The sequence below is a fragment of the Pseudomonas sp. 10B238 genome, assembly GCF_000970615.1.
Taxonomy (GTDB): domain Bacteria; phylum Pseudomonadota; class Gammaproteobacteria; order Pseudomonadales; family Pseudomonadaceae; genus Stutzerimonas.
On the sequence record NZ_KQ033934.1, the window covers coordinates 33,975 to 55,553 of the forward strand.

Sequence of the window (21,579 nt, forward strand, 5' to 3'; positions counted from 1 at the left end):
CCGCACGCCCAGGCCCGAGCGGCCAGGCTTGCATCTATTCAGAGCAGCACCACGTCGTACTGTTCCTGGGAATACATGGTTTCCACCTGGAATTTGATCGAGCGGCCGATGAAGCTCTCGAGGTCAGCGACGTTGCCCGACTCCTCGTCCAGCAGCCGATCAATGACCTTCTGATTCGCCAGTACCCTATAGCCTTCAGGCTGGTACGCGCGCGCTTCACGGAGGATTTCCCGGAAGATCTCGTAGCAGACAGTTTCCGGGGTTTTCAATTTGCCCCGTCCTTGGCAACACATGCAGGGCTCGCACAACACCTGCTCAAGGCTTTCGCGGGTGCGTTTGCGGGTCATCTGCACCAGGCCCAGCTCGGTAATGCCGATGATGTTGGTTTTGGCGTGATCGCGTTCAAGCTGCTTTTCCAGCGTACGCAAAACCTGGCGCCGGTGTTCTTCATCTTCCATGTCGATGAAATCGATGATGATGATGCCGCCGATGTTGCGCAGTCGCAGCTGGCGTGCAATCGCGGTGGCCGACTCGAGGTTGGTCTTGAAAATGGTTTCTTCGAGGGTGCGATGACCGACGAAGGCACCGGTGTTGACGTCGATGGTGGTCATCGCTTCGGCCGGATCAATGATCAGATAACCGCCAGACTTGAGCATGACCTTGCGCTCGAGCGCTTTCTGGATCTCGTCCTCAACGCTGTACAGGTCGAAGATCGGCCGCTCACCGGGGTAATGCTCAAGGTGCTCGCCGAGCTCGGGCATCAGCTCACCGACGAACTGGCTGACTTTCTGAAAGTTCTCCCGCGAGTCGATGCGAATCTTCTCGATACGCGGATTGACCAGATCACGCAGGGTGCGCATGGCCAGAGACAAGTCCTCGTAGATGACCGAGGGCGCGCCGGCCGTTTTCATTTGTCCGTCGATTTGCTCCCATAAGCGGCGCAAGTAGCGGATGTCCATCAGAATCTCATCGCTGCCGGCGCCCTCCGCTGCGGTGCGCAGAATGAAGCCACCGGTTTCCTTGATGCCTTCTGCTGCAACGCACTCAGCCACTACTTGCTTGAGTCGCTCGCGCTCGCCCTCATCCTCGATGCGCAGAGAAATTCCGACATGGCTGGTTTTGGGCATGTACACGAGGTAGCGCGAAGGTATCGATAACTGAGTCGTCAGCCGCGCGCCCTTGGTGCCGATCGGGTCCTTGGTCACCTGCACGATCAGAGCCTGCCCATCATGGACCAAGGCGCTGATCGGTTCGACAGCATTGCCTTCACGGCTGGAGATCTCCGAGGCATGGATGAAAGCCGCTCGTTCCAGCCCGATGTCGACGAAAGCTGCCTGCATGCCGGGCAGGACCCGCACCACCTTGCCTTTGTAGATGTTGCCGACGATGCCCCGACGCTGGGTGCGCTCAACGTGCACTTCCTGCAGGACACCGTTTTCCACCACCGCCACCCGCGACTCCATGGGGGTGATGTTCATCAGGATTTCTTCGCTCATTATTGTTCTCGGCCGATGGCGGTGGGTATAGCAGCCGAAGCTGACGAGTTGGCTCGATTCTAACGGCATAAGCCGCCAAGCCCCAGGCTCTATACCGAGCTTTTACACCAGTAACGGAGCCCATACGCGTCGAGCAGCTGGGCCGTTTCACACAACGGCAGCCCAACCACTGCCGAATAGCTGCCTTCCAGCGCGCTTACGAAGACCGCACCCCAGCCCTGAATCGCGTAACTGCCAGCCTTGTCCTGCGGCTCGCCGCTGGCCCAGTAGGCTTCGGCTTCGTCGACACTGATCGGACGGAAGCGCACCCGACTGGTAACCAGACGCACCTCGCAACCCGACCGGTTAGCCAATGCAACGGCCGTCATCACCTCGTGCTCACGCCCAGAGAGGGCGCGCAGCATCGCCAGCGCATTTACCTTATCGGCAGGCTTGCCCAGAATTTGCTGATCCAGCACAACCGTCGTGTCTGCGCCCATCACGCAGGCCGAGTCGTCGCTGACGAGCGACAGGCCAGCCAGGGCCTTCTCCCGCGCCAGGCGCTGGACATAGACGTCAGGCGCTTCCGCCGCGCCGGGCGTTTCGTCGATAGCAACGGAAAGAAGAGAGAATGGAACGCCGATCTGAGTCAGCAATTCGCGGCGTCGTGGCGACGCGGAGGCAAGAAACAAAATGGGCATGCCGGCTCCTTGGTGGGCGAGCGCAGCAGATTCACACATCCGAACAACGATCGAAAGCCGTCTGGAGGCTCAATAGACGTTGAAGCGCCGCCGCGCCCATTCCAGCCCGACAAACACCCAGGGCCAAAAGAGTGCACTGACCGGCACGGGGACCAGAAACAACAGTGTCGGTGGACGGTTGCCGGTCAGTGTATTGAGCCACAACTGCACCAGTTGCCCGATCCCTAGAATCACCAGCAGCACCAGGCTTTGCTGAAGCAACGGGAACATACGCAGGCGCTGTTGCAGGCTCAGCACCAGAAAGGTAATCAGCAGCAGTGGTAAGCCGTTCTGCCCAAGCAAAGTGCCCGACAATACATCCAGCATCAGCCCAAAGAAGAAGGCCGCTGCCATCCCTCCACGATGCGGCAGGGCAATTGCCCAGTAGGCGATGAACATGCCGAGCCAGAGCGGACGCGCCAGGCCGAAACTCTGGGGCATGGGGGCCACGCTGAGCAGCAGCGCCAGCAACAGCGACAGCCAGATAACCCAGCCATTGTTTGAACGACCATGAATCATGGTCGCTCCTCCGGTTCCGGGGATGGCGGTGGCGGTGGCGGTGGCGTATCGGACGCTGTTGGTGCAGCGGGCGCGGTGGGCGCCGGCTGCTCCGAAACCGCACTGTCGCCAACCGTTGCCTCTTCCGCCTTGCGGTCGGCGGACTCCTGGGCCTGGGCCGCAGCAGTCGCTCGCTCTTCAGGCGTCCTTGAATCGCTGAAGACCAGCAACAGGTAACGGCTACGATTGAGCATGGCGGTTGGAATGGCACGAACGATCAGGAAGGGCTGACCGGAGCCGCGAACCACCTCCGTGACTTGGGCAACCGGATAGCCACTGGGAAAGCGTTGCCCTAAACCGGAACTGACCAAAAGATCGCCTTCCTTGATGTCCGCCGTCTCGGCGACATGGCGTAACTCGAGATAATCCGGGCTCCCGGTGCCTACTGCAATGGCGCGCAACCCATTGCGATTGACCTGCACCGGAATGCTATGCGTGACGTCTGTCAACAGCAGCACGCGTGCGGCGTAGGGCATGACCTCGACGACCTGGCCCATCAGCCCGCTGGCGTCGAGCACTGGCTGGCCGAGAAACACGCCGTCGCGCTCACCCTTGTCAATCAGGATGCGGTGGGTGAAAGGATTCGGGTCCAGCCCGATCAGCTCGCTGACGATCACCTTGTCGTCAACCAGCGCGGCAGAGTTGAGCAATTCGCGCAGGCGCACATTCTGCTCCGTCAGCATCGCCAGCTTTTGCAGGCGCCGCTGCATGAGCAATGCTTCGGCCTTCAATTTTTCGTTTTCGGCTACCAGGCTGGTGCTGCTGCTGATCTGTTCGGTCGCCCGCTGCCAGGTGCGAACCGGTAAATCAGCCAGCCAGTAAAAGGGGGTGAGCACCAGCCCCATCTGGCTACGCAAAGGCTTCAGCGTCTCGAAACGCGCATCCACCACCATCAGCACGACACAGAGCACGGAGAGCACCAGCAGGCGCACACCGAGCAAGGGTCCTTTGGCGAAAAGCGGTTTGATGGGCGGGTCCTCGCAGCTGCAGGCTTCACACTAAACGCGAAAAGCCGAGAGCAGGGCAGGCCCTGTCATCGGCTTGTAATTAGAGCCTGTTAGCTCACTCCGTGGACAGCAAATCCATGGCGTGACGGTCCATCATTTCCAGTGCACGGCCGCCGCCGCGCGCGACGCAGGTCAGCGGCTCTTCAGCGACGATGACCGGCAAGCCGGTTTCCTGCGCCAGCAGCTTGTCCAGGTCACGCAGCAGGGCGCCGCCGCCAGTCAGGACCAGGCCGCGCTCGGCGATATCGGAAGCGAGTTCTGGTGGAGACTGCTCCAGCGCACTCTTGACCGCCTGAACGATGGTGGCCAGGGACTCTTGCAGCGCCTCGAGCACTTCATTGGAATTGAGGGTAAAGCTGCGCGGTACGCCTTCGGCCAGATTGCGGCCACGTACGTCGACTTCTCGGATATCGCTGCTTGGAAATGCGGTACCGATTTCCTGCTTGATGCGCTCGGCAGTGGACTCGCCGATCAGGCTGCCGTAGTTACGGCGCACGTAGGTCACGATGGATTCGTCGAAACGGTCACCACCGACGCGAACGGATTCAGCGTAGACCACGCCATTCAGCGAAATCAGGGCGATTTCGGTGGTGCCGCCACCGATATCCACGACCATGGAGCCGCGCGCTTCGTCTACTGGCAGGCCGGCACCGATAGCGGCGGCCATGGGCTCTTCGATCAGGAACACTTCACGCGCGCCCGCACCCAAGGCGGACTCGCGGATCGCACGACGCTCAACTTGCGTGGACTTGCAGGGCACGCAGATCAACACCCGTGGGCTGGGCTGCAGAAAGCTGTTTTCGTGAACCTTGTTGATAAAGTACTGAAGCATCTTTTCGCAGACGCTGAAGTCGGCGATGACGCCATCTTTCATCGGGCGGATGGCGTTGATGTTACCTGGCGTGCGACCAAGCATGCGCTTGGCGTCGGTACCCACGGCGACAACACTCTTCTGGTTGCCATGGGTACGGATGGCAACGACCGAGGGCTCGTTCAAGACGATGCCGCGATCGCGCACATAAATAAGGGTATTGGCAGTGCCCAGGTCGATCGACAAATCGCTGGAAAACATGCCACGCAGTTTCTTGAACATGGGTAAAGGGCCCTGGGGCAAACGCGTGGGGAAAAAAGTGCCGCAAACTCTAACAATGGTGCGAAGTTAGGGCAAGGCGAGAGTCCGTGGTTATCGGGCCATACGTGAGCCATTGCGCGAAATGCATGCGCCCCGGAAAAACCCCGCAAGGCGCAGCCATGCTACCGAGAAGCCCCCCAGGCATGTAAGATTGACGGCTTTTCCGGGCTCGAATGCCCACTGCTGCGGCTCGAACCCGCCGCCCCTCGTCGTGCTTTGCCGACGAAAGGCGCACCCGACTCGCTTCCCGCTGGAGAATCCCGATGGCGCTTGAACGCTCCGAGGTGGAAAAGATCGCTCATCTGGCCCGCCTGGGTCTGAATGAAGACGACCTGCCCCGCACCACCGAGACCCTGAACAACATCCTCGGCCTGATCGATCGCATGCAAGCCGTGGACACCACGGGCGTCGAGCCCTTGGCCCACCCACTGGAAACCAGCCAGCGTCTGCGTGCCGACGCGGTCACCGAGACCAATCAGCGCGACGCCTACCAGGCCATCGCCCCAGCCGTAGAAGACGGTCTGTATCTGGTTCCGCGGGTGATCGAGTAATGAAGGACGCCGACATGCATCAACTGACCCTCGCCGAGATCGCCCGCGCGCTGACAGACAAGCAGTTCTCCGCCGAGGAGCTGACCCGCTCGCTGCTGGCACGCATCCAGCAGCTCGATCCGCAACTGAACAGTTTCATCACCGTGACCGAAGAGCGGGCGTTTGACCAGGCCAAGGCAGCCGATGCGCGCCGTGCCAATGGCGAGAACGGCGCGCTGCTTGGCGCACCGATCGGCCATAAAGACCTGTTCTGCACCCAGGGCATTCGCACCAGTTGCGGCTCGAAGATTCTCGACAATTTTCAAGCACCCTACGACGCCACGGTCGTCGAACGTCTCTCTGCTGCTGGCGCAGTCTCGCTGGGCAAGCTGAACATGGATGAATTCGCCATGGGCTCGGCCAACGAGTCGAGCTACTACGGCGCCGTGAAGAACCCTTGGGACACGAGCCGCGTACCCGGCGGCTCGTCCGGTGGTTCCGCTGCAGCCGTCGCGGCGCGCTTGCTGCCTGCGGCGACCGGCAGCGATACCGGCGGCTCGATTCGTCAACCGGCTGCGCTGACCAACCTGACCGGCCTCAAGCCAACCTACGGACGTGTTTCACGCTGGGGCATGATCGCCTACGCCTCCAGCCTCGACCAAGGCGGCCCAATTGCCCGCACGGCTGAAGACTGCGCTTTGATGCTCGGCGCCATGGCGGGTTTCGACCCGAAGGATTCAACCAGTGTCGACCAGCCTCTGGACGACTATCTCGGCGCACTGACCAAGCCGTTGACCGGCCTGCGTGTCGGCCTGCCGAAGGAGTATTTCGGTGATGGTCTCGATAGCAAGATCGCCGACGCGGTAATGGTGGCGGTCGAGGAGCTGAAGAAGCTCGGTGCCACGGTGAAGGAGATCAGCCTGCCGAACATGCAGCACGCGATCCCGTCTTACTACGTGATCGCGCCAGCCGAGGCCAGCTCTAACCTGTCCCGCTTCGACGGCGTGCGCTTCGGCTATCGCTGCGAGAACCCGGTCGACCTGACCGACCTCTACAAGCGCTCCCGCGCCGAAGGCTTCGGTGACGAAGTCCGCCGCCGCATCATGGTCGGCACCTATGCGCTTTCAGCGGGCTATTACGACGCCTACTACTTGAAGGCACAGAAGATCCGCCGCCTGATCAAGAACGACTTCGTCAGCGCCTTCGATGAGGTGGATGTGATCCTCGGTCCGACCACACCGAATCTGGCATGGAAGCTTGGCGAGAAGAACAACGACCCGGTCTCGGCCTACCTCGAAGACATCTACACCATCACCGCCAACCTTGCGGGCATCCCCGGCCTCTCGATGCCGGCTGGCTTCATCGACGGCCTGCCGGTGGGCGTGCAGTTGCTGGCCCCATATTTCCAGGAAAGCCGCCTGCTCAACGTTGCTCACCAGTACCAGCAGGTCACCGAGTGGCATAAACAAGCACCGAGCGGATTCTGAGGACGAACACATGCAATGGGAAACCGTGATCGGGCTGGAAATCCACGCACAGCTCGCGACTCAATCGAAGATCTTTTCCGGCAGCGCCACCACCTTTGGTGCCGAGCCCAACACCCAGGCCAGCCTGATCGACCTAGGCATGCCCGGCACCTTGCCGGTGCTCAACGCAGAAGCGGTGCGCATGGCCTGCAAGTTCGGCTTGGCGATTGATGCCGAGATCGCCGACAAGAACGTCTTTGCGCGCAAGAACTACTTCTACCCGGATCTTCCCAAGGGCTACCAGACCAGCCAGATGGATCACCCCATCGTCGGCAAGGGTTATCTGGACATTACCCTGGAAGATGGCACCACCCGCCGTATCGGCATCACCCGTGCCCACCTGGAAGAAGACGCCGGCAAGAGCCTGCACGAAGACTTCCAGGGCATGAGTGGCATCGACCTGAACCGCGCCGGCACGCCACTGCTGGAAATCGTTTCCGAGCCGGACATTCGTTCGGCCAAGGAAGCGGTGGCCTATGTCAAAGCCATTCACGCCCTGGTGCGCTACCTCGGCATCTGCGACGGCAACATGGCCGAAGGCTCGCTGCGCTGCGACTGCAACGTTTCGGTGCGCCCGAAAGGCCAAGCCGAGTTCGGCACGCGCGCCGAGATCAAGAACGTCAACTCCTTCCGCTTCATCGAAAAGGCGATCAACCACGAAGTGCAGCGTCAAATCGAGTTGATCGAAGACGGCGGCAAGGTGGTCCAGGAAACCCGCCTGTACGACCCGAACAAGGACGAGACGCGCTCCATGCGCAGCAAGGAAGAAGCCAACGACTACCGCTACTTCCCCTGCCCCGACCTGCTACCGGTCGTGATCGAACAGAGCTTTCTCGATGAAATTCGTGCCAGTCTGCCGGAACTGCCGGTGCAGAAGCGCGAGCGTTTCGAGCGCGAGTTCGGCCTGTCCACTTACGACGCCGACGTGCTGGCGGCCAGCCGCGAGATGGCCGACTACTTCGAAGCGGTGCAGAAGACCTGTGGTGACGCCAAGCTGTCAGCCAACTGGGTCATGGGCGAGCTGTCCAGCTTGCTGAACAAGGAAGGGCTGGACATCGAGCAGTCTCCGGTATCGGCCAAGCAACTGGGTGGCATGATCCAGCGCATCAAGGACAACACCATCAGCGGCAAAATCGCCAAGATGGTCTTCGAAGCGATGGCCGCCGGCGAAGGCTCGGCGGACGAGATCATCGAGAAGAAAGGCCTCAAGCAGGTCACCGATTCCGGTGCCATCGAAAAGATGTTGGACGAGGTGCTAGCCGCCAACGCCGAGCAGGTCGAGCAGTACCGCGCCAGCGACGAGGCCAAGCGCGGCAAGATGTTCGGCTTCTTCGTCGGCCAGGCCATGAAAGCCTCAAAGGGCAAGGCCAACCCCGCTCAGGTCAACCAGTTGCTCAAGAGCAAACTGGAAGGCTGACCGACACGGGCCCGACAGGGCCCGTTCCTTGTTGAAGCCCACCTTGGCCACTGCAACCTCATTGTCGAGTGAACGGTGGCGCAGGTCGGCGATCCAAAGCTGACAAGACCGAACCAGTAACCGCAGCCTGATCCGTTCAGGAAGGATTGCTTATGCAAACCCGAATACTGACCGTCCCGATCCTGCTTGCCTTTGCCGCCGGCTGTACCGAGTCGCCAGAGGCAGACGCCACCGAAAGCACCGTCACCCAGAAGGGCAAGGCGTCGTATTACGCCCGCAGCTTCCAAGGGAAAGAAACGGCCAGCGGAGAAACGTTCAACCAGAACGAATTGGTGGCCGCACACAAAACGCTGCCCTTCGACACGCGTGTGCAAGTCACTAACCTGGAAAATGGCAAGCAAGTCACCGTGCGAATCAATGACCGCGGACCTTTCAAGCCGGGCCGAATCATCGATCTGTCACGAGTGGCGGCGAATCGAATCGATCTGCTCGACGAGGGCATCGCCCCGGTGAAGATCGAAACGCTGGACTGATTGCCCGGATTGCCTTCAAAGGAACACAGATGAGTTTGATGACCCTGGCCTACCTGATCGGCGGCCTTGTGCTGCTGGTCGTTGGCGCTGAAGCGCTGGTACGTGGCGCCTCCAAACTGGCTGCACGCTTCGGCGTTTCGCCACTGATCATCGGCCTGACCGTGGTTGCGTTCGGCACCAGCGCACCGGAAACGGCGGTGAGCATCCAAGCCTCTCTGAATGGCAACGGGGATATCGCCGTCGGCAATGTGATCGGCAGCAACATCGCCAACATTCTGCTCATTCTCGGCCTGTCGGCCCTGATAGCGCCGCTGGTTGTGTCTCGCCAATTGGTACGCCTCGACGTACCGGTAATGATCGGTGCAGGTCTGCTGACCTTCGCGCTGGCGTGGAATGGCCGCATCAGCCAGATAGACGGCCTGATCCTGCTCGCGCTGCTGCTGGTCTATACGGGCTTTCTCGTGGTCGCAAGCAAGCGAGAAGCGCGCCTGCCGTCCGATGAGTTCCGCGATGAATACGGCGCAGACCGTAGCGCCAAGCCGCTCGGGTGGATTCTCCAATTGACTTTGGTGCTGCTCGGCCTCGGTTTGCTGATTCTGGGCTCCAACCTGCTCATCGAAGGCGCGGTGGCCCTGGCTCGAACGCTGGGATTGTCGGAGCTGGTCATTGGCCTGACCGTCATCGCCGTCGGAACATCCATGCCCGAACTCGCCACCTCGCTGCTGGCGGTCTACCGCGGCGAACGGGACATCGCCGTGGGCAATATCGTCGGCAGTTGCATCTTCAACCTGTTGTTGGTGCTGGGTGCCGGAGCTGCGATTTCGCCCGAAGGCCTTTCCATTTCGCCAAATGCCTTAGCGTTCGACCTGCCCGTGATGCTTGCCGTGTTCGCAGCCTGCCTGCCGATCTTCTTTTCCGGGTACCGCATCAATCGGTGGGAAGGCACCATGTTCTTTGGCTATTACGTCGCCTATACGCTCTACCTGATCATGTTTTCCACTGGGCTACCGGCGATCAATCTGCTGCGCCATGCAATGACTTGGTACGTATTGCCCTTGACCGCCATCACGCTTTTGGTGATCTTCCTGCGCGCCTGGAAACGCCAGCGCTGAGCAACATTCCTCCCCCTTCTGGAGCCTTATTTTCGTGTCCGCAATGACCTTTGTTTATCTGATAGCCGGTCTGGTACTTCTCGTAGCCGGGGCCGAGGTGTTGGTGCGGGGCGCTGCCAAACTGGCCGCTCAGTTCGGTATCCCACCGCTGATCATCGGTCTCACCGTGGTCGCCTTTGGCACCAGCGCACCGGAAACCGCAGTTAGCGTGCAGGCTGCTCTCAACGGCAGCGGCGACATCGCCATCGGCAACGTACTGGGCAGCAACATCGCCAACGTTCTGCTGATTCTCGGCGTGACGTCGCTGGTCGCACCGCTGATCGTCTCCCGCCAGCTGATTCGACTCGACGTGCCCATCATGATTGGTGCCAGCCTGGTCACCTACGCCCTGGCGTGGGACGGCTCGCTTAGCCGCCTTGACGGTGCACTGCTGTTTTCAGCGGTGATCGCCTACACGCTGTTTCTGATCATTAGCAGCCGTCGTGCCACTGCTGCGGCCACTGCCGACGACGAGTTCGCCAAGGAGTTCGGTCTCGACGAAACACCCAAGCGTTATGCCTCTCTGATTAACGCAGGCCTGGTGGTTGCCGGCCTGGTTCTGCTGGTGACCGGCTCGAATTTTCTGGTGGAAGGTGCCGTGTCCCTGGCTCGCGCGCTGGGCCTATCGGAACTGGTTATCGGCCTGACGGTCATCGCCGTCGGCACGTCGCTCCCCGAGCTGGCCACTTCCATCCTCGCTGCCATACGCGGCGAACGGGATATCGCGGTCGGCAACATCGTCGGCAGCAATATCTTCAACCTACTGTGCGTGCTGGGGCTGGCCTCGCTGGTATCACCGGACGCGATCAGCGTGGCCGCCAACGCATTGGCATTCGACTTCCCGGTCATGATTGCCGTTGCCCTGGCCTGTCTGCCGATCTTCTTCAGCGGTTACACCATCAAACGTTGGGAAGGTCTGCTCTTCCTCGCCTACTACGTGGCCTATACGGTCTATCTTGTGCTGGTCAGCACCGGCCGCCCGTTGGCCGAGGTGTTCGGCGACGCCATGATCGGCTATGTGCTGCCACTGACTGCGGTGACCCTGGTGGTAATAGCCGGTCGGGCCTGGAAGGCCCAGCGCGCCTGATGCTCACGCCGGCTGGTCAGATCCAGCCGGCCCAGCCCAGGAGGAACAACCCGACATTGATCGTCAACGCCGCGCCAAGCGTGGTGATGACGATGATGGTAGCGGCCAGCTGATGGTTGGAATTAACCGCCCGCGCCATAACGAAGCTGGACGATGCCGTCGGGCAGCCGAAGTAGAGAAACAGAATCCCCAGTTCAGCGCCGCGAAAGCCGCATAGCCAGGCGCCTAGCGTCGCCAACGCCGGAAACCAGACCATCTTCATCAGGCTTGAGCTCATCGCGACGCTGCTGCTTTCGCGCAACACCGAAATCGACAGGGTGCCGCCGATGCAGATCAGAGCCAGCGGCAACGTCAGCTGGGCGAAATACTGACCTGATGTCATCAGCCAGTCGGGCAATGCGATTTGCCAGTAGGCGAAAGGGATTGCCGAAGTCACCCCGATAATCAGCGGGTTGCGCAAGATGCTGCGAATGATCGCCCCGGCATCGGCCTGGCCATCCGGGCTATAGATGGCCAGCACCACCGCGGACAGGCTGTTGTACAAGAGGATTACCAAACCAGCCAGCACACCGCCTAGTGACAGCCCGTAGTCTCCGTAGAGGCTGGTCGCCAACGCCAACCCTACCACCCCATTGTTGCCGCGGAAGGCGCCTTGTACATAGACGCCGCGGTCGGCGACCGGGCAGCGCCAAAGCGCCCAGGCCCACGCCAGCAGAAATCCTCCCACCGTAGCGGCAACGTAATAGACGAGCAGTGTTGGCTGAAGCGCGGCGCTAAGGTCAGCCTTGATGACCGAAAGGAACAGCAGGGTTGGCATCGTGGCCTTGAACACCAGCGTCGATGCGGTGTGAATGAACGCGCCATCGATCAAGCGCAGACGCATCAATGCGACGCCGATGAACAGCATCACGAATACCGGAGCGGTCACGCTCAGGGTCTGCAGAACCATGGGCAGCATGGCGAGGCTCGAAAAGTAGAGTCAGGACGGGACGATACGGGAATGAACATGCCGGATCGAGCCATGGCCAGCTATCGATCCGGCATTGAACGAGCGCTGCGCCAAGGGAGAAACCATTGGCGCTGGCTTGTATGGCGATCAGCGGCGCACGGGGCGCTTCTGCAGTTTGCGCTGCAGGGTGCGACGGTGCATCCCTAGCGCGCGAGCGGTAGCGGAAATATTGCCGTCGTGCTCGGCAAGCACTCGCTGGATGTGCTCCCACTGCAGGCGATCCACCGACATGGGGTTTTCCGGCACCAGCGTATCCAGATCGGCATGTTTGGAGAGCAATGCCGCCAGCACGTCGTCTGCGTCGGCGGGCTTGCACAGGTAGTTGCATGCCCCACGCTTGATCGCTTCCACGGCAGTGGCGATGCTCGAATACCCGGTCAGGATCAGCACCTTCATTTCCGGGTCCAGCTCGAGAAGCTTAGGGAGCAGCACCAGCCCGGAGTCCCCCTCCATTTTCAGGTCCAGCACCGCGTAATCAGGTAGCTCCTGCTTGGCCATCTCCAGGCCTTCTTCCGCCGACCCGGCAATGCTGACGTGCAGACCGCGGCGGCTCATGGCGCGTGCCATGACGCGAGTAAAGGTCGGGTCGTCGTCTACCAGCAGCAGATGAGGCTGTTCTTCGCCTTCGTGCTGCAACTCTTCGGTCATGTTTGCATTCCTCGCGTAATGATCACGTCTGGTCAGGCCCGAACCGAGCCATGCGGCAGACGCAGCTCGGTCAGGGTGCCACCCTCTTCGTGATTGTAAAGCTTCACAGTGCCACCGGCGCGCGTAACGCTCGCCTGACTCAGGAACAGGCCAAGACCAAACCCCTTGCCCTTGGTTGTGATGAACGGCCTGCCGATCTGTTCGGCGATCGCCAGCGGTACACCCGCGCCGTGGTCGCGGATGGTCAATCTGATCCACTGTGCGTCCCAATCCAGACGAATGTCCAGGTTGTCCGGGCTGGCATCGGTGGCGTTGTTCAACAGGTTGAGCAGCGATTGCCCTAGATCCGCCGGGGGCATCAGGCGCGGCGGAGTGCCTTTGCCCAGACACTGGAAACGATAGGTGGCTTCCGGATGCATCAGATGCCAGCGCTGCAACACCGACTCGACCCATTCACGTACGGTCTGTTCGACGATGGCCTGACGACGATCGGCTTCAGCCGCACGGACCAGCTGGCGCAGGCTGTCCTTGCACAACTGAACCTGCGATTGCAGCAATGCCAAGTCCTCGCTGAGCTCCGCAGGCTCCTTGTAATCCTGACGCAACTCCTTGAGCAGCACACTCATGGTCGCCAATGGCGTGCCCAGTTCATGAGCGGCTCCCGCGGCCTGTGTCGCCACGGCCAACAGCTGCTGGTCGCGCATGCTTTCTTCACGACGCTGAGCTTGAAGCTGCTCCTGACGGCGCAGTTGTTCGGCCATGCGCGCCACGAAAAAAGTGATCAGCGCCGCCGCCAGCGCGAAACTCAGCCACATGCCATAGACCAGCAACGTGGTGCGATCGACCGGTGGCACGATGACCGGGTCGTACCACACCAGCATCAAGGTGTATCCAGCCAGCGCGAGTCCAGACAACGCCACCGAATACAGCCACGGCAACGTTGCCGCCGCAATGGTAAGCGGCACCAGGTAGTAAGAAACGAACGGATTGGTCGAGCCGCCGGAGTAATACAGCAGGGCGCTGTGAATCAACAGATCGGTCGCCAGGTGCCCGGCATATTCAAGCTCCGTCACCGGCCAAGGTCCGCGCAGCCGCAACGCCGTACCCAGACAGATCAGCGCTGAAACACCAAGCGTGACCCCCAGGTGAAACCACGGCAGACCGAACAGCTGGGTGGCGTAGGCGAGCCCTACCGCACCGGCCTGGGCAGCCAGCACGAGGACGCGGATCAGGGTAAGCAGACGGAGATTCTGGCGGCTGGCAGACAGCAGGTGAACGGATGCGTACATGGGGTCTCCAAAGGAGCGACGAGTATAACCAAGCCGCCCGAAACACAGCCTGTCTGCGGCAACGCGCCGCACGGAAAAACTGCGCACTGGCGAGCAAAGGGCTAAAGTCTTTGCGCCGCACCGTTGGTGCCCTCGAATTCAGGAGTTTCCATGTTCGTTTCCGTTCTGCGCAGCATTGCGCTGTTGGCCTGCATAGCCTGCCTTCCCGCTGTAGCCGACGAGCAACATTACAATCAGATTTCCCTGCGCGCCGAGGCCAGCAGCGAGGTCGCCCAGGACCGCATGCATGTAACGCTTTTCACCGAGTCGCAACACGAGGACCCGGCGCAGCTAGCAGCGCAGACGACTAGGACGATGAACAAGGCACTGCAACGCGCCCGGCAGGCGAAAGAGGTCGAAGTCAGTCAGGGCAGCCGCAGCAGTTACCCCGTCTATGAGGAAAAGGGTCAGCAGATCACCGCTTGGCGTGAACGCGCCGAACTGCGCCTGGAAAGTGGAGACTTCGCCGCGCTCTCCAAGCTCACCGGAGAGCTGATGCAAGACCTGAAGATGGGCAGCATGTATTTCAGCGTGTCTGACTCGATCCGCCAACAGAACGAAGACGCCTTGCTCAAAGATGCGGTAACCGCCTTCCGCGCCCGCGCGCAGCTGGCGACCGAGGCGCTGGGCGGCAACGACTACAAGATCGTCAGCCTCAACCTCACTAGCGCCGGCAATTTTCAGCCGGAGATGATGCGCAGCGTGTCGATGAAGAGCATGGACGCCATGCCTACGCCGGATGTAGAAGCCGGCACCCGGCAGATCAGTATCAATGCCGACGGTGTGATCGAAGTGCGGATGCCCTGAAGCCATGCCGCGCGGCCCACAATGGGCCGCGTCTTTAACCAGACATTACGGCTAGCAACAAACGTCGGGGATGGTCACCAGACCACGTTGATAAAACGCTAGAACCAGCCTGATGCCAGACACAAAAACGCCGCGAACTTCGCGGCGTTTTGCATGGCGATGACGCTTAGATGTAGTAGGCCTTCAGCGGCGGGAAGCCATTGAACTCCACGGCGCTGTAGCTGGTGGTGTAAGCACCGGTGGACAGCCAGTACATGCGATCCCCGATGGCCAGGTTCAGCGGCAGGCCGTACTTGTAGTTCTCGTACATGATGTCGGCGCTGTCGCAAGTCGGGCCGGCGATGACCACCTCTTCCATCTCGCCCTTCTTCTCGGTCCAGATCGGGAACTTGATGGCTTCGCCCATGGTTTCGATCAGGCCGGAGAACATGCCGACGTCGGTGTAGACCCAGCGTTCAACGGCAGTACGCGACTTACGCGCCACCAGCACCACTTCGCTGACCAGAATGCCGGCGTTGGCAATCAGCGAGCGGCCCGGTTCGAGAATGATTTCCGGCAACTCGTCGCCGAAGTCTTCCTTGAGGAAGCGGATGATTTCCTCGGCGTAGGTTTCCAGGCTGTTGGTACGGGTAATGTAGTTGGCCGGGAAGCCGCCACCCATGTTGATCATCTTCAGCTCGATGCCGTCTTCTTCTTTCAGACGCTCGAAGATCACCTTGACCTTGGCAATCGCGGCGTCCCATACGGAAATGTCGCGCTGCTGCGAACCGACGTGGAAGGAGATGCCGTAGGGCTCGAGCTTCAGCTGACGGGCCAGAATCAACAGATCCATCGCCATGTCGGTCTGGCAGCCGAACTTGCGCGACAAGGGCCAATCGGCGGTAGTCGAACCTTCGGTCAGGATGCGCACATAGACTTTCGAACCCGGTGCGGCCTTGGCGATGTTGCGCAGGTCGGCTTCCGAGTCGGTGGCGAACATGCGCACACCCTTTTCGTAGAAGTAGCGAATGTCCTTGGCTTTCTTGATGGTGTTGCCGTAGCTGATGCGCTCCGGGCCGACACCGCGGGACATCACCTTGTCCAGCTCATAGATAGAAGCGATGTCGAAGCTCGAGCCCTTGTCGCGCAGCAGATCGATGATTTCGACCGCAGGGTTGGCCTTCACCGCGTAGTAGACCTTGGCGAAATCGAAACCGGCGCGCAGATCGTCGTACGCCTTGTCGATGGTTTCGGTATCGATGACAACGAACGGTGTTTCGTGCTGGTCAGCGAAGGCCTTCATCTTCTGGAAGGTGGATCGGGAATAGTAATCTTCGATCTTGATCGACATGCATGGCTCCAAATCGGGAAACGTAAAGTCGGATTGGGGACTAGCTTCTGCGCGGCTTCACTGCGAAGCGGACAGACCTAACAAGAACGCCTGATCAGTTTCCCCACTTTGGTTCGCCTACTTCCCAAGGCATGTCGCCGAGTATCGGCCAGGTCATCGCAACGGGGCGGCGACCTGGTGAATCCTGATCTCTCGTCGTCAGTACTTGAGCCGGATGGATCGTTGCCAGCATGGACGTTCGGGCGCGAACTTTAGAACCACAGCTGGTTGAGATCAATGAAAAATCCGCACTCAGCTCCTTTTTTATCCGCTCGGCAAACCTACCGTATTCAAACCGACAGATACGCAGCGGGGATGTTCCGTTCGTCTCGTCCCGTCGCGACTAACCGCGCCACGGCCGCGGCAGTCCTCAGGCGCCCTTTGCGCTATAATCGCCGGCTTTTTCCGACACGCTTTCTATACCGGGACCGCCATGACCTCTCAGGCCGCCGAAGTCGCGAAGCGCCGCACCTTCGCCATCATTTCCCACCCCGACGCGGGCAAGACCACCATCACCGAGAAGCTGCTGCTGATGGGCAAGGCCATTGCCGTGGCCGGTACCGTGAAGTCGCGCAAATCCGACCGTCACGCGACCTCCGACTGGATGGAAATGGAAAAGCAGCGCGGCATCTCCATCACCACCTCGGTGATGCAGTTCCCCTACCGCGAGCACATGATCAACCTGCTCGACACCCCCGGCCACGAAGACTTCTCGGAAGACACCTACCGCACCCTGACCGCGGTGGACTCGGCACTGATGGTCCTCGACGGTGGTAAAGGCGTCGAGCCGCGCACCATCGCGCTGATGGACGTCTGTCGCCTGCGCGACACGCCCATCGTCAGCTTCATCAACAAGCTCGACCGCGACATCCGCGACCCCATTGAACTGCTCGACGAGATCGAGGCGGTGCTCAAGATCAAGGCCGCGCCAATCACCTGGCCGATTGGTTGCTACCGTGACTTCAAAGGCGTGTATCACCTGGCTGATGACTACATCATCGTCTACACGCCAGGCCACGGCCACGAACGCACCGACGTCAAGATCATCCAGAACCTGGATTCAGACGAAGCGCGCCAGCACATCGGCGACGAGTACGACCGCTTCGTCGAACAGCTAGAGCTGGTCCAGGGTGCCTGCCACGAGTTCGACCAGGACGAGTTCATCAAGGGCCAGCTGACCCCGGTGTTCTTCGGCACCGCGCTGGGCAACTTCGGCGTCGACCACGTGCTCGATGCGGTCGTCGACTGGGCCCCGCGCCCGCTGCCGCGCGCGGCCAACGAGCGCGTGGTCGAGCCGGTTGAAGAAAAATTCACCGGCTTCGTCTTCAAGATCCAGGCGAACATGGACCCCAAGCACCGCGACCGCATCGCCTTCATGCGCATCTGCTCGGGCAAGTACGAGAAAGGCATGAAGCTGCGCCACGCGCGCATCGGCAAGGACATCCGCATCGCCGACGCCCTGACCTTCTTCTCCAGCGAACGTGAACAGCTGGAAGAAGCCTGGGCCGGCGACATCATCGGCTTGCACAACCACGGCACCATCCAGATCGGCGACACCTTCACCGAAGGCGAGAACCTCGGCTTCACCGGGATCCCGCACTTCGCCCCGGAATTGTTCCGGCGCGTGCGTCTGAAGGACCCGCTGAAATCCAAGCAGCTGCGCCAGGGCTTGCAGGAGCTGGCCGAGGAAGGCGCCACCCAGGTGTTCTTCCCCGAGCGCAACAACGACATCATCCTTGGCGCGGTGGGCGTGCTGCAGTTCGACGTCGTCGCCAGCCGCCTGAAAGAGGAATACAAAGTCGAGTGCGCCTACGAGGCGATCAACGTCTGGTCAGCGCGCTGGATCGAATGCGATAACGAGAAGAAGCTGAAGGAATTCAGCGACAAGGCCTACGAAAACCTAGCCCTCGACGGCGGCGGTCACCTGACCTACCTGGCGCCGACGCGGGTCAACCTGAGCCTAATGGAAGAACGCTGGCCGGATGTGAAATTCAGAGCGACGCGCGAGCATCATTAAGGGGACCGGTTTTGCCGGGGCGGCTTCGTCCGGGATCATGAGCGCTTCGGTATCCCCATGATCGCCAGCAAGCTGGCTCCTACAGGATGTGACCACGCTGGCTTTTCGTAGGAGCCAGCTTGCTGGCGAACCGGGCCACCTCAACGCACGACTGAATAGCTGGATCCACATGGAGGTGGATATGCCAAGCAAATTCAACCACCGCGGCCATGCACTGCGTCGCGGCAGGCATTCCGAGCTGGGTCAGGTTTACTTGGTGACCGCAGTTACAGAGCGACGCAAAGCCGTCTTCACCGACCCGCTGCTAGCCCGAGTGCTGGTGAGGGAAATGCGCCACCTCCATGACGAACGCCACGTCGAATCTCTGGCCTGGGTCGTCATGCCGGATCATGTTCACTGGCTGATCGAACTGGGTTCGGCGCCGTTGCCAAAAGTGGTCCAGCGTTTCAAGTCCCGCAGCGCGGTGGCCATTAATCGAATTACAGGCGAAACGGGCACACGGATTTGGCAGCGGGGGTTTCACGATCGTGCGCTGCGCCAGGAGGAGGATTTGATCGCCACTGCGCGGTATGTCGTCGCTAATCCATTGCGAGCGGGATTGGTGAACCGGATTGGCGATTATCCATGGTGGGATGCGGTTTGGTTGTAATCCCGTAGCTATGATCGCCAGCAAGCTGGCTCCTACGAAAGCAGATGTTTTACCTAGTTGCGCGGCTCTTCTAGCCTGAAGCCACTATAAAGACGCATCCAGTGGGAGTGATCCATGATCGCCAGCGAGCTGGCTCCTGCGGAAAGCTAAGGCGATTGCATTCACCTTGTAGGAGCCAGCTTGCTGGCGATCCCAAACGTCTCGTACAACCGAGACGTCAAGGGCGACAAGCCTATCGGAAGCCGTTACTACCGCCCCAAATCAACCCCAATCACCAGCGGATCGTGGTCAGACGCCCGGTATGGCTCGGTGCTGTACAGCATCGATTGCTGGCGTGGCGTCTTGAACTCGAGGTTGTAATCGAGCACCCGCGGCTCATCGGCGTTGATGTGCCATTCGGTTGCGCCGCGCACCTGCGGGGTCAGGCTGGCGCTGGCCAGGCCGTGGTCGAGGTAGCCGGACTCGCCGGAGAACACGTAGGAATACGCGTCTCCGCCACCGAAGGTGGCCAGCAGATCAGTGTAACCGGACGCCCTGATCACATTGATCGGATCCTCCTTCGCATAGGCGTTCAGGTCGCCGATGATCAGCCGGTCCGGATCGTAGGAGCGCGTAGGATCGCGGCCCAACCAGGCGACCAGCGCCTGGGCGGCTTTGACACGGGTCAGGTTGCAGTTGCCCTGGCCGTCACCCATGTCCTTGTCACCCAGGTCGTCGCAGCTGGAGCCCTTGGATTTGAGGTGATTGACCGCCACCGTCAAACGCTCACCCGTACGGCGTTCACGGAAGGTCTGCGCCAGCACCGGGCGATTGCGCGTGTCGTTGAAGCGCGGGTCGACCGAACCATCCAGCACCGCCGCATCCTTGTGCGGGCTGACCATGTCTTGGCGGTAGATCAGGCCGACGGCAATTGCATCGGTGCCGAGCCGTTCGCGTTTCGGATCGATGAACGCGTAGCGGTCCCCGCTCCGTGACGCCGCATTGAGGCCGGCCACCAGATCGACGATGGCGCTGTGCTCGCCATATCCGTCATTCTCGATTTCCATCAGCCCGATGATGTGGGCATCGGCACCCAGAATCGCCGCAATGATCTTGTCGCGCTGGCGGTTGAACTCTTCACGGGTATCCGCGCCCCGCGAGGTGGGGAAACCTGCGCCACGACCGTCGCCGTTGAAGTAGTTGAGGACGTTGAAACTCGCTACACGCAAGCGACCTTCGATGGGCTTTGGCGCCTCCGGCCTGGGGTTTGCCGCAACGAAGTTCGGAGCCTGGGTCGGCTGGACGCGATAGCTTCCGGCCAGGTAATGCAGCACACCCTGCACGTCAGTGACTTCATAGCCCACACGCAGCGTGCGGTAGGCGTCGAGTTCCGGTGAGGGGTAGCGGACCGGGTCGGGATTCTGACCGCTGCGGCCGTCATCCAGAACGATCCGGTTGAGGTCGTTCTGTGCCTGTAGCTGTCGCGCCGGCTCGCCGGGCGAGACCTTGTTGGTGGGAATCCACAGCCGTCCACCGGACGACAGCACCAGCTCGCCGTAACGTCCCAGGTTGTAGACCTCGCTGACCGTAAGCGGCTGGGCGAAGCGGACCTGCATGCCCTCGTAACGCTCCAGTGCATCGGGCGCCGACAGCGGCAAGCTGATCTGCACCATGCTTGGCAGGGGCTGCGCGCGGGCCAGAACACTGACCTGAGGCGCGGTCAGCTCGGTGAGGCCGTTGTATTCGGCGACCATCGCGCGTACCTGAACGCGATCGCCCACCGTTACATCGACACCGTTGCCGGTGCCGTAGACGAACAGACCTTCGGAGGTGAGCGGGTCGCCATCGGTCTCGCTGTCCGGCGCCTGGATGAAGAAGCCGCCCAGTTCGCTCTCACCCTGGAAGTCGGCGACCACGACGCCTTCCACCGTGACGCGCTGGTTGATCAGCGGGCTGAGGTCGCCAGCGCCTTGCACTTCGGCAATGGAACGCCGGCCTGCGTCGTCTCCACCCGGTTCACCTTCGCCGTACTGGCCAAGCTGGGCGAAGGTGTTGGCCGCATAGCCCAGCCATTCGGTGGCCGGATCGAAGGCATCACTGGGGTCCTGATCGCCGACCCGGACCGACGTTTTGCGGGTCAGCGTGCGATCAGCCGTCTGCGTCTGCCCGGAGCCCCACTTGCTGCCCGGATCGACGCCGAGCTGGCCGAAGCTGTCGAGAATCTCACCGGACGGCCCGCGCAGCACAATCGCATCGTCGCCGTTGTACCAACTGCCGCTACCGCGCTGGTTCGCCGTGGCCTGCAACTCAGGGACGCCGCTCTCGTGCGCCAGGACATGCACGCCACCCGGCGCCACCTCGCCCGCCAGGCTGATGCTCCGGCCGCTGCTGGTCGAGCCATTGAAGTAGAAGTCGACACGGTAGCCGTCGAGGGCAATCGCCGTCTCGCCAGCGTTGTAGAACTCCAGCGCTTTGTTATTGCCGCTGCCCTCTACGTACTCGGAAATCAGCAGCTCGGCGGATGCCATGGAGTGCACGCCCATCGCGGCGATTGCCAGCAGGGCGGCGGTGAGCGGGTGCGGCTTGAAGCGGTCGTTGCGGCGCATGGATGTCGCTC

The 21,579-nt window shown here is 61.0% G+C and carries 19 protein-coding genes; 9 read left to right on the plus strand and 10 right to left on the minus strand.

Annotated elements, in window-relative coordinates; translation table 11 throughout:
- Positions 1-38: 38 nt before the first annotated feature.
- The 5 genes from rng to mreB form a co-directional block, all read right to left on the minus strand.
- Positions 39-1,496 carry a ribonuclease G gene (gene rng, locus RT21_RS13200; RefSeq protein WP_045424684.1) on the minus strand — a complete coding sequence of 486 codons (1,458 nt, stop codon included), beginning with the start codon at positions 1,494-1,496 and terminating at the stop codon, positions 39-41.
- An 89-nt stretch (positions 1,497-1,585) separates the two neighbouring features.
- Positions 1,586-2,176, minus strand: coding sequence for a Maf family protein (locus tag RT21_RS13205; protein ID WP_046163092.1), 591 nt, complete (start codon positions 2,174-2,176; stop codon positions 1,586-1,588).
- Positions 2,177-2,245: 69 nt separating this feature from the next.
- Entirely contained in the window at positions 2,246-2,734 is a 489-nt protein-coding gene (mreD, locus tag RT21_RS13210; protein WP_045424678.1) for a rod shape-determining protein MreD, read from the minus strand.
- Complete coding sequence (gene mreC / locus RT21_RS13215; RefSeq protein ID WP_046163093.1) at positions 2,731-3,714, minus strand: rod shape-determining protein MreC; 984 nt, start codon at positions 3,712-3,714, stop codon at positions 2,731-2,733. The genes mreD and mreC overlap by 4 nt, the downstream gene beginning before the upstream one ends.
- A 121-nt stretch (positions 3,715-3,835) precedes the next feature.
- Complete coding sequence (mreB, locus tag RT21_RS13220) at positions 3,836-4,873, minus strand: rod shape-determining protein MreB (protein ID WP_045424672.1); 1,038 nt, start codon at positions 4,871-4,873, stop codon at positions 3,836-3,838.
- A gap of 302 nt (positions 4,874-5,175) precedes the next feature.
- Here mreB and gatC point away from each other — a divergent pair, with 302 nt between their 5' ends.
- The 6 genes from gatC (at position 5,176) to RT21_RS13250 (ending at position 11,156) form a co-directional block, all read left to right on the plus strand.
- Positions 5,176-5,463 (plus strand): Asp-tRNA(Asn)/Glu-tRNA(Gln) amidotransferase subunit GatC, encoded by a 288-nt coding sequence (gene gatC, locus RT21_RS13225; protein ID WP_045424670.1) that lies wholly within the window; start codon positions 5,176-5,178, stop codon positions 5,461-5,463.
- A gap of 14 nt (positions 5,464-5,477) precedes the next feature.
- A complete protein-coding gene (gatA, locus tag RT21_RS13230; RefSeq protein WP_045431598.1) occupies positions 5,478-6,929 on the plus strand; it encodes an Asp-tRNA(Asn)/Glu-tRNA(Gln) amidotransferase subunit GatA in 1,452 nt (483 codons plus the stop codon).
- 10 nt (positions 6,930-6,939) lie between these two features.
- Entirely contained in the window at positions 6,940-8,385 is a 1,446-nt protein-coding gene (gatB, locus tag RT21_RS13235) for an Asp-tRNA(Asn)/Glu-tRNA(Gln) amidotransferase subunit GatB (protein ID WP_046163094.1), read from the plus strand.
- A 152-nt stretch (positions 8,386-8,537) separates the two neighbouring features.
- Positions 8,538-8,918, plus strand: a complete 381-nt coding sequence (locus RT21_RS13240) for a septal ring lytic transglycosylase RlpA family protein (RefSeq protein WP_046163095.1) — start codon at positions 8,538-8,540, stop codon at positions 8,916-8,918.
- Between the two features lie 29 nt (positions 8,919-8,947).
- Positions 8,948-10,030: a calcium/sodium antiporter gene (locus RT21_RS13245; RefSeq protein WP_046163096.1), complete on the plus strand. Its 1,083-nt coding sequence runs from the start codon at positions 8,948-8,950 to the stop codon at positions 10,028-10,030.
- Positions 10,031-10,064: 34 nt separating this feature from the next.
- Positions 10,065-11,156, plus strand: coding sequence for a calcium/sodium antiporter (locus RT21_RS13250; protein ID WP_046163097.1), 1,092 nt, complete (start codon positions 10,065-10,067; stop codon positions 11,154-11,156).
- Between the two features lie 16 nt (positions 11,157-11,172).
- Here the strand turns inward: RT21_RS13250 and RT21_RS13255 are convergent, their stop codons facing one another.
- The 3 genes from RT21_RS13255 to RT21_RS13265 form a co-directional block, all read right to left on the minus strand.
- Complete coding sequence (locus RT21_RS13255) at positions 11,173-12,114, minus strand: AEC family transporter (RefSeq protein ID WP_046163098.1); 942 nt, start codon at positions 12,112-12,114, stop codon at positions 11,173-11,175.
- A 138-nt stretch (positions 12,115-12,252) separates the two neighbouring features.
- Positions 12,253-12,813: a response regulator transcription factor gene (locus RT21_RS13260; RefSeq protein ID WP_045424659.1), complete on the minus strand. Its 561-nt coding sequence runs from the start codon at positions 12,811-12,813 to the stop codon at positions 12,253-12,255.
- 32 nt (positions 12,814-12,845) lie between these two features.
- On the minus strand, positions 12,846-14,102 hold the full coding sequence (locus RT21_RS13265; protein WP_045424657.1) for an ATP-binding protein: 1,257 nt from the start codon (positions 14,100-14,102) through the stop codon (positions 12,846-12,848).
- A 150-nt stretch (positions 14,103-14,252) separates the two neighbouring features.
- Between RT21_RS13265 and RT21_RS13270 the strand changes: the two genes are divergently transcribed.
- Positions 14,253-14,948 carry an SIMPL domain-containing protein gene (locus RT21_RS13270; protein WP_046163099.1) on the plus strand — a complete coding sequence of 232 codons (696 nt, stop codon included), beginning with the start codon at positions 14,253-14,255 and terminating at the stop codon, positions 14,946-14,948.
- 166 nt (positions 14,949-15,114) lie between these two features.
- Here the strand turns inward: RT21_RS13270 and RT21_RS13275 are convergent, their stop codons facing one another.
- Complete coding sequence (locus RT21_RS13275; RefSeq protein ID WP_045424653.1) at positions 15,115-16,278, minus strand: type III PLP-dependent enzyme; 1,164 nt, start codon at positions 16,276-16,278, stop codon at positions 15,115-15,117.
- 472 nt (positions 16,279-16,750) lie between these two features.
- On the opposite strand from RT21_RS13275, the gene RT21_RS13280 reads away from it, so the two are divergent.
- Positions 16,751-18,334, plus strand: coding sequence for a peptide chain release factor 3 (locus RT21_RS13280; RefSeq protein WP_045424651.1), 1,584 nt, complete (start codon positions 16,751-16,753; stop codon positions 18,332-18,334).
- Positions 18,335-18,515: 181 nt separating this feature from the next.
- Positions 18,516-18,983, plus strand: a complete 468-nt coding sequence (locus tag RT21_RS13285) for an REP-associated tyrosine transposase (RefSeq protein WP_046163100.1) — start codon at positions 18,516-18,518, stop codon at positions 18,981-18,983.
- A 248-nt stretch (positions 18,984-19,231) separates the two neighbouring features.
- Here the strand turns inward: RT21_RS13285 and RT21_RS13290 are convergent, their stop codons facing one another.
- Positions 19,232-21,568 (minus strand): ExeM/NucH family extracellular endonuclease, encoded by a 2,337-nt coding sequence (locus RT21_RS13290; RefSeq protein WP_046163101.1) that lies wholly within the window; start codon positions 21,566-21,568, stop codon positions 19,232-19,234.
- Positions 21,569-21,579: the final 11 nt, after the last annotated feature.